Annotated in this window: 8 protein-coding genes and 1 riboswitch; of the genes, 4 read left to right on the top strand and 4 right to left on the bottom strand. The window is 64.0% G+C overall.

The window, feature by feature from the left end; all coding sequences use genetic code 11:
- Nucleotides 1-1,313, top strand: a 1,313-nt coding sequence (gene ligB / locus ACK6AU_RS11395; RefSeq protein WP_409299370.1) for an NAD-dependent DNA ligase LigB, incomplete at its 5' end; no start/stop codon positions are given.
- 120 nt (nucleotides 1,314-1,433) lie between these two features.
- On the top strand, nucleotides 1,434-1,829 hold the full coding sequence (locus tag ACK6AU_RS11390) for a DUF1090 domain-containing protein (protein ID WP_409299368.1): 396 nt from the start codon (nucleotides 1,434-1,436) through the stop codon (nucleotides 1,827-1,829).
- 68 nt (nucleotides 1,830-1,897) lie between these two features.
- Here the strand turns inward: ACK6AU_RS11390 and ACK6AU_RS11385 are convergent, their stop codons facing one another.
- Nucleotides 1,898-2,347 (bottom strand): c-type cytochrome, encoded by a 450-nt coding sequence (locus tag ACK6AU_RS11385; protein WP_409299366.1) that lies wholly within the window; start codon nucleotides 2,345-2,347, stop codon nucleotides 1,898-1,900.
- 131 nt (nucleotides 2,348-2,478) lie between these two features.
- Here ACK6AU_RS11385 and ACK6AU_RS11380 point away from each other — a divergent pair, with 131 nt between their 5' ends.
- The gene (locus ACK6AU_RS11380; protein WP_409299364.1) at nucleotides 2,479-3,663 is read left to right on the top strand and encodes a murein transglycosylase A; all 1,185 of its coding nucleotides are present in this window, start codon (nucleotides 2,479-2,481) and stop codon (nucleotides 3,661-3,663) included.
- A gap of 54 nt (nucleotides 3,664-3,717) precedes the next feature.
- Here the strand turns inward: ACK6AU_RS11380 and ACK6AU_RS11375 are convergent, their stop codons facing one another.
- Both ACK6AU_RS11375 and ACK6AU_RS11370 read right to left on the bottom strand, forming a co-directional pair.
- Nucleotides 3,718-4,101 (bottom strand): MAPEG family protein, encoded by a 384-nt coding sequence (locus ACK6AU_RS11375; RefSeq protein ID WP_185697091.1) that lies wholly within the window; start codon nucleotides 4,099-4,101, stop codon nucleotides 3,718-3,720.
- A 35-nt stretch (nucleotides 4,102-4,136) separates the two neighbouring features.
- The gene (locus tag ACK6AU_RS11370) at nucleotides 4,137-4,970 is read right to left on the bottom strand and encodes an EamA family transporter (RefSeq protein WP_409299362.1); all 834 of its coding nucleotides are present in this window, start codon (nucleotides 4,968-4,970) and stop codon (nucleotides 4,137-4,139) included.
- Nucleotides 4,971-5,264: 294 nt separating this feature from the next.
- Here ACK6AU_RS11370 and ACK6AU_RS11365 point away from each other — a divergent pair, with 294 nt between their 5' ends.
- Nucleotides 5,265-6,524, top strand: a complete 1,260-nt coding sequence (locus tag ACK6AU_RS11365) for a sodium:proton antiporter (RefSeq protein ID WP_185697089.1) — start codon at nucleotides 5,265-5,267, stop codon at nucleotides 6,522-6,524.
- Nucleotides 6,525-6,577: 53 nt separating this feature from the next.
- Here ACK6AU_RS11365 and ACK6AU_RS11360 read toward each other — a convergent pair whose 3' ends face one another.
- Nucleotides 6,578-6,982 (bottom strand): hotdog domain-containing protein, encoded by a 405-nt coding sequence (locus ACK6AU_RS11360; protein WP_185697088.1) that lies wholly within the window; start codon nucleotides 6,980-6,982, stop codon nucleotides 6,578-6,580.
- A gap of 199 nt (nucleotides 6,983-7,181) precedes the next feature.
- A riboswitch (S-adenosyl-L-homocysteine riboswitch) is annotated at nucleotides 7,182-7,288 on the top strand.
- The last annotated feature ends 2 nt before the right edge of the window (nucleotides 7,289-7,290 follow it).

Raw genomic sequence — 7,290 nt, 5'->3', positions numbered from 1 at the left:
GGGTGCAGCCCAAGATCGACGGCGTGGCCGTGAGCCTGATCTACCGCAAGGGCCGCCTGGACCAGGCGCTGAGCCGGGGCGATGGTCAGCAGGGCCACGACTGGAGCAGCGTGGCCCGGCAGATTCCGGCCATCCCCCAGCAATTGCCGCAACCCGTGGACCTGCTGCTCCAGGGTGAGCTGTACCAGCGCCTGGAGGGCCACGTGCAGGCCCGGGTCGGCAGCCGCAATGCCCGTAGCCGAGTGGCGGGCTGGATGGCCCGTAAACGCCTGGAACCCGATGCCGCGGCACAGATCGGCTTGTTCGTCTGGGATTGGCCCCAAGGGCCACAAGCGATGGATGAGCGCCTGGAGCAGTTGGCCAAGCTGGGCTTTACCGAAGGCCGCGAATACAGCCGCAGGGTCGCCAACTTCGACGCGGCCCAGCAGTGGCGCGAGCACTGGTACCGCTCAGCGCTACCCTTCGCCAGCGACGGAATCATCCTGCGCCTGGGCCGACGCCCCGCGGCCGAACGATGGCAGGCCCGGAATCCGCACTGGATCGCGGCCTGGAAGTACCCCTACACCCAGGCCTTGGCCAATGTCCGCGAGGTAGAGTTTCGCGTCGGTCGCACCGGGCGCATCACGCCACTGCTGCACATCGAACCGGTCACTCTCGACGATCGGCAGATCCGCCGGGTAAGCGCTGGCTCACTACACCGCTGGCGCCAGCTGGACATCCTCCCCGGCGACCAGGTGGCCGTCAGTCTCGCCGGCCTGACCATCCCCCGCCTGGATGGCGTGGTCCTCAGGGCACCGCAGCGTCCACCGCTCCAGGCTCCGGTGCAGAGCGACTTCCACGCGCTGAGCTGCTGGCAACCCTCCCCCGGATGCGAGAGCCAGTTCCTGGCACGCCTGACCTGGCTCAGTGGCAAGCAGGCGCTGGACCTGGAGCATGTCGGCGAGCAGACCTGGGTACGACTGGTCCAAGCGGGGCGAATCAAGAGCCTGCTGGATTGGTTGACCCTCGACCAGGCAGAGCTTGTTAACATGGCCGGCTTCGGCGCACGCAGCAGCGCACGCCTGCTCGAAAGCCTGCACAACGCCAGGCGGCGACCCTTCGCGCTTTGGCTGAAGGCCCTGGGCTTGCCGCCCAGTGGCGCTGCCGACCTGGGCGGGCCATGGCAGGCGCTGGCACTCAAGAGCAGCCTGGACTGGCAGCAAGAAGCCGAGGTTGGGGTGGAGCGCGCGGAGCGACTGGCAGCGTTCTTTCGCGACCCGCAGGTGCTGGCCTTGCGTGCCACCCTGAATGCCGCCGGCGTCGAAGGTTTTTAGTCGCTCACCCGGGTCGGGTATTGAACCACCTGGTCCGCAATGGGCTCCAACAGCCCATTCCGGCACGCCCCAGCATTACTTCATTGGTTATTTTTTGATCTTTTTCACCTGGAGCCGTCAATGAACATCTTTCCTTCGCTCGCAGCCCTGACCCTATGCGGCTTGATGAGCGCGCCACTGTTGGCCAACGAGCAAACACCCGAACTGACCGGCTGCGCCGCCAAGCGCCAGGCCATCGCGACCCAGATCGAACAAGCCAAGGCCCACGGCAACGGCGATCAGCAGGCCGGACTGGAACGCGCCCTGAATGAAGTCACCACCCATTGCACCGACGCCTCGCTGAAGAAAGAACGGGAAAACAAGGTGCTCGACGCCAAGCACGAAGTCAGCCGCCGCCAGGCCGACCTGGAAAAGGCCATGAAGAAGGGCGACTCGGAAAAGATCAACAAGCGCAAGGACAAGCTCGCCGAATCCCGCAAGGAACTGCAGCAAGCCCTGGACGATCTGGACAAGTAGGCCGGGCACTGCCCCCGACATGACGAGGAGCCCCGGCATCCCTGCCTGGGTCTCGCCCCGAGCCGGGATCAGTGATTACGAAACTCTTTGTGGCAGGCGCTACACGCGTCCTCGACCTTCTGCACCGCCGGGCCAAGGTTGCTGGCCTTGTAGGGCTGGATCTGGCTGGCGACCACCAGTTCACCGGTGGCTGCCTCCAGGGTCCGAGCCAGTTCCTGAAAGCGTGCCTGCCGGCGCCAGACATCGTCGGTGGCGCTGGTGTGGTCTTCTTCCTTGACTGCAGGGAAGTGCTTCCAGGGCTCATGGGACAGGTTGTCGAGCTTCACTGCGCCCTCGACGAAACGCGCACCGTCGAACGGAATGCGTCCGCGGAGCATGCCTCCCAGGTCTTCGCCGGTCTTGAGCATCTGCTTGAAGATCGCCTTGCGCTGGCCCAGGGGAGAATTGGGATCGACCCCACCGCAGGCGGAAAGCGTCAGGCAGGCCAGCAATACAACAGAGAGTCTTTTTAACGTCATGGTGGCTTCAGGTCAGGTCACGGAAAACGGCGGCCAGTATCCTCGCCTCCCGGACAAAGACCAATAGCCCTATTAATAATATGGGTTGTCCTCCGCCACGGACGCGGGACGTCCCCCCAAGGAAACACAACATGAACCCGAGTTTTCCCCGCTGGTGCCGCCACTGGTTCTGGACCGTCCCGGCCCTGGCGCTACTCGCCGGTTGCAACGGCGGCGACACAGAACAGCCACCCTCTCAGCCCCAGACACACGCCCTGGCCACCTACAACAGCGCCCCCTGGGAGGCGCTGCCCGCAGTAGCCGACAACGACCTGCTGGCCGGCTTCGGTTCCTGGCGCAGCGCCTGCACCCGGCTCAAGACCGATCCAGTGTGGGGCGCCACCTGCGCCGCCGCGGCCAACGTGCCCCTGAGCCCCGAGGCGATCCGTGGTTTTCTCAAGGAACGCCTGCAAGTCTACGGCCTGCGTTCGGGCAGCGGCAGCAACACCGGCCTGATCACGGGCTACTACGAGCCGGTGTATCCCGGCAGCCTGGCCCAGACCAAGACGGCCAACGTACCGGTGTATGGCGTGCCGGACGACATGATTGTGGTCGCCCTGGACAGCCTCTATCCCGAACTCAAGGGCAAGCGCCTGCGAGGGCGGCTCGAAGGCCGGGTGCTCAAGCCCTACGACGATGCCGCGACCATCGAGACCCAGGGCGTCAAAGCGCCGGTGATCGCCTGGCTGACCGACCCCATGGACCTGCAGTTCCTGCAGATCCAGGGTTCGGGCAGGATCCAGCTGGACGATGGTCGCCAACTGCGCATCGGTTATGCCGACCAGAACGGCCACCCGTACCGGCCTATCGGTCGCTGGCTGGTGGAGCAAGGCGAACTGAAGAAGGAAGAAGTGACCATGGGCACCATCGCTGCCTGGGCCAAGGCCCACCCGGCGCGGATTCCCGAGCTGCTGGGCAGCAACCCGAGTTATGTGTTCTTCAACCGCAACCCGGACAGCAACGAAGGGCCGCGCGGCTCGCTGAACGTTCCCTTGACCTCGGGCTACAGCGTCGCCGTGGACCGCAAGGTGATTCCCCTGGGCAGCCTGCTGTGGTTGTCCACCACCCGTCCCGACGGCAGCAGCCTGGTACGCCCGGTGGCGGCCCAGGACACCGGCGGCGCGATCACCGGGGAAGTACGCGCCGACCTGTTCTGGGGAACCGGCGATGCAGCCGGGCAACTGGCCGGCGACATGAAGCAGCCAGGCCAGATCTGGATGCTCTGGCCCAAGGACATGCCGCTGCCCCAGGTGCCGCAAGTCGCCAATACCCCGTAACGCCTCCAGCCGGAACCGGCTTGTCGACCTGGGCGTCGACAAGCCTGGCCAACTTCAGATCGAGACGAAAAAGAAGCTGGCGATCAGCCCCATGCCCACGAACCACACCAAAGAACGCAGCACCGCCCAGTCGGCCAGGTAACAGATGATGTACAAAAGGCGGCTGGTGATGAACAACACCGCCAGCACGTTGATGGTCACCAACTGGGCGTTGCCCGCCACATGGGCCACCAGCACCGCAGCGGCGAACGCCGGGGTCACTTCGAAGCTGTTGAGCTGCGCGGCATTCGCCCGCTTACCGACCCCTTGCAACTGTTCCAGGAACGCCCGTGGATCATGGTTATCCCGCAACCCGTACTTGCCGGACCCCTTGGCCACCGCAGTACCCAGGTAGGGCAGGAAGATGGCGATCAATACACACCAGAACGCGACAGTCATAACGTCAATCCTTTTTTAGAGTTTTTAGGGAATACTCACAGTTTCATCACCAACATGCCGATCAGCACCAGGCCACAGGCCATCAGCCTTGGCCGGCCGAAGGGTTCCTTCAGGTAGCGCATGCCGAACAGCACCACCAGAATCACACTGATTTCACGCAAGGCCGCCGCTTCGGCGATAGAGCCCAACTGCATGGCCCAAAGCACCAGAGCGTAGCTGAACAGCACACAGAAGCCGACGCTCAGTCCCAGGCGCCATTGTTCACGCCAGAACAGGGCGAAAGCCGGGCGCTTCCAGACCAGCGCCACCAGGGGAAAAGGCCAGGCACTGAGCAACGTGACCCAGGCCAGGTAGTCCAATGGGTGCTCCCAGCGGCGCAGGGCCTGGCCGTCGATGAAGGTGTAGCAACCGATGCAAAGGCCGATCAGGGCCACCACCGGTAGCATGCTCCAGGGCAGGCGCGCGCCGCCTCCGCCCTGCCAGAGCAGGCACAGCATGCCGAAGGGGATCAGCAAGATGCCGAGAATCTGCTGGGTGCTCAGGGCTTCGCCACCCAATCCCAGGGTCAGCGCCAGCACCACCAGGGGCGAAAGGCCACGCATCAGTGGGTACACCAACCCCAGGTCCCCCACTCGGTAAGCCTGGATCAACAGGTAGCGATACAGGAGTTCGAAAGCCGCGGAAGCGAAGATCCAGGGCCAGAGCTGCTGGGGCGGCCATTGCAGGAAGAACAGCATGCCGGCCACGAACAGCAGGGCCACACTGTCCATGCAGGCCACCACCAGCAGGCGCTCGCCACTGAACTTGATCAGCGTGTTCCATGCCGCATGCAGCAGCGCCGCCATCAGAACCAGAGTTGTCGCCAGCACCTCGCCTCCCTGCCTGAACATCATTGCGAAACGGCGATCCTCGCATGCCGCCAGGCCCAGTTGCACGGAACATCGGCGCTTTTGGCCGGGTAGGCAGCGAATGCGTCCGCATGGGCATGGGTCCGAGTTTGCCCTGGGCCTGCAACATCGCCGCTTCTGCGCGGTCAATGTGTCGATCCTTGCCTGATGGCAACTGGCCTAGCCACCCACTGTGCCCCTGGGCGGCACCGGGACATCAAACCCCTGGCCTGAACGACTTCAGGCTGTTTTCCACAATCATCCAAAGGAGTCCGGATGCTTGAACTTGTCGCTGCCTTTATCTGCCTGACGACCCTGCTGACGTACGTCAACTTCCGTTTCATCGGCCTGCCGCCGACCATTGGCGTAATGGTCACCGCCCTGCTGTTCTCCCTGCTGCTGCAGGGGCTGACCTACCTGGGCTACCCGGGCCTGGAGGAACATGTCGAAGAACTGATCGGCAAGATCGACTTCGGCGACCTGCTGATGAACTGGATGCTGTCATTCCTGCTGTTCGCCGGCGCCCTGCACGTCAACCTCAACGACCTGCGCAGCTACCGCTGGCCCATCGGCCTGCTGGCCACCGTCGGCGTGCTGATCGCCACCTTCGTCATCGGCAGCCTGGCCTACTGGATCTTCGGCCTGTTCGGCTGGCACGTGAGCTTCCTCTACTGCCTGCTGTTCGGCGCGCTGATCTCGCCAACCGATCCGATCGCGGTGCTGGGAGTACTGCGTACCGCCAATGCCTCCAAACCGCTGAAGACCACCATCGTCGGCGAGTCGCTGTTCAACGACGGTACGGCGGTGGTGGTGTTCACCGTGCTGCTGGGTATCGCGCAACTGGGCGAGACCCCGACCCTGGGCGCCACCGCCTGGCTGTTCGTGCATGAGGCCATTGGCGGCGTGCTGTTCGGCGGCCTGATCGGCTACCTGGTGTACCTGATGATCAAGAGCATCGAGCAGCACCAGATCGAGGTGATGCTGACCCTCGCCCTGGTGATCGGCGGTTCGGCCATGGCCAGCGAGATCCATGTCTCGGCGCCCATCGCGATGGTGGTGGCGGGCCTGATCATCGGTAACCTGGGGCGCAACCTGGCGATGAACGACATGACCCGGCGCTACCTGGATGGTTTCTGGGAATTGCTCGACGACATGCTCAACGCGTTGCTGTTCGCCCTGATCGGCCTGGAACTGTTGCTGCTGCCCTTCAATTGGCTGCACCTGGCGGCGGCCAGCCTTTTGGCATTGGCCATCGTGGCCTCGCGCCTGCTTACCGTGGCCCCGGCGATCCTGCTGCTGCGCCGCTGGCGCAGCGTGCCCCGGGGTACCATCCGCGTGCTGACCTGGGGTGGCCTGCGCGGCGGCGTCTCGGTGGCGCTGGCCCTGGCATTGCCTGCCGGCCCGGAGCGCGATTTGGTGCTGAGCATCACCTACATCGTGGTGCTGTCGTCGATCCTGCTGCAGGGCCTGACCATCGGCAAGCTGGTACGCCATGTCACCAGCGACGCACCGAAGGCACAGGCCGAAACCCACTGACCGATGGCCCATGCGCAGCGGGCGAGCTGGCCCGCCGCGCATGGGCAGAGACGTCAGGCGCCGGGCGCGTCGTCCTTGAACTGATCCTTGACGTACTTGATCTCGGTACGACCGTGGGGAGCGGGCAAGCCGTCCTCTCCCAGGTTGACGAAGACCATTTTCTCCACCGTGAGGATCGACTTGCGGGTGATCTTGTTGCGCACTTCGCAAGTCAGGGTGATGGAGGTACGACCGAACTCGGTGGCGGTGATGCCCAGTTCGATGATGTCGCCCTGGCGCGAGGCGCTGACGAAGTTGATTTCCGAAATGTACTTGGTGACCACGCGCTGGTTGCCCAGCTGGACGATGGCGTAGATCGCCGCTTCTTCGTCGATCCAGCGCAGCAGGCTGCCGCCGAACAGCGTGCCGTTGGGGTTGAGGTCTTCGGGTTTTACCCACTTGCGGGTGTGGAAATTCATGTTCGCTCCTGACCGTCCTGCCATTCGATGCCCGGCATGATGGCAGACCGGGCCGCCTCGCTCTATGCAACCTCGACTATGGTCTCGATTGAGGAACTTCATCCAGGTAGCAGAAACACTTTGGGAAGTCTGGCTCAGGTCGCTATAATCGCCACCGTTTCGAAACGGTCATCTACCCTTGATACCGTTTTCCCGCCACCTGTCCGAGGGGCGCTGCAGCAGGCTCGACCTGTCAGGCTCGGATGGGGCGTTGTCGGCACGGGACTTCCCGTGCGGACACTAAACGCACAACGGCGCCCATTCGCACA

The sequence above is a fragment of the Pseudomonas sp. KCJK8993 genome, from assembly GCF_046230915.1.
In the GTDB taxonomy this organism is placed as follows: domain Bacteria; phylum Pseudomonadota; class Gammaproteobacteria; order Pseudomonadales; family Pseudomonadaceae; genus Aquipseudomonas; species Aquipseudomonas piscis.
Note: the sequence above shows the minus strand (reverse complement) of the source record. Positions and strands in the feature narration are given on the sequence as shown.

Excerpts from the sequence above, each read along its gene's own strand:
- ACK6AU_RS11390 (WP_409299368.1), top strand. The coding sequence starts at position 1,434 with ATGAACATCTTTCCTTCGCTCGCAGCCCTGACCCTATGCGGCTTGATG.
- ACK6AU_RS11380 (WP_409299364.1), top strand. The coding sequence starts at position 2,479 with ATGAACCCGAGTTTTCCCCGCTGGTGCCGCCACTGGTTCTGGACCGTC.
- ACK6AU_RS11365 (WP_185697089.1), top strand. The coding sequence starts at position 5,265 with ATGCTTGAACTTGTCGCTGCCTTTATCTGCCTGACGACCCTGCTGACG.
- ACK6AU_RS11385 (WP_409299366.1), bottom strand. The coding sequence starts at position 2,347 with ATGACGTTAAAAAGACTCTCTGTTGTATTGCTGGCCTGCCTGACGCTT.
- ACK6AU_RS11360 (WP_185697088.1), bottom strand. The coding sequence starts at position 6,982 with ATGAATTTCCACACCCGCAAGTGGGTAAAACCCGAAGACCTCAACCCC.
- ACK6AU_RS11375 (WP_185697091.1), bottom strand. The coding sequence starts at position 4,101 with ATGACTGTCGCGTTCTGGTGTGTATTGATCGCCATCTTCCTGCCCTAC.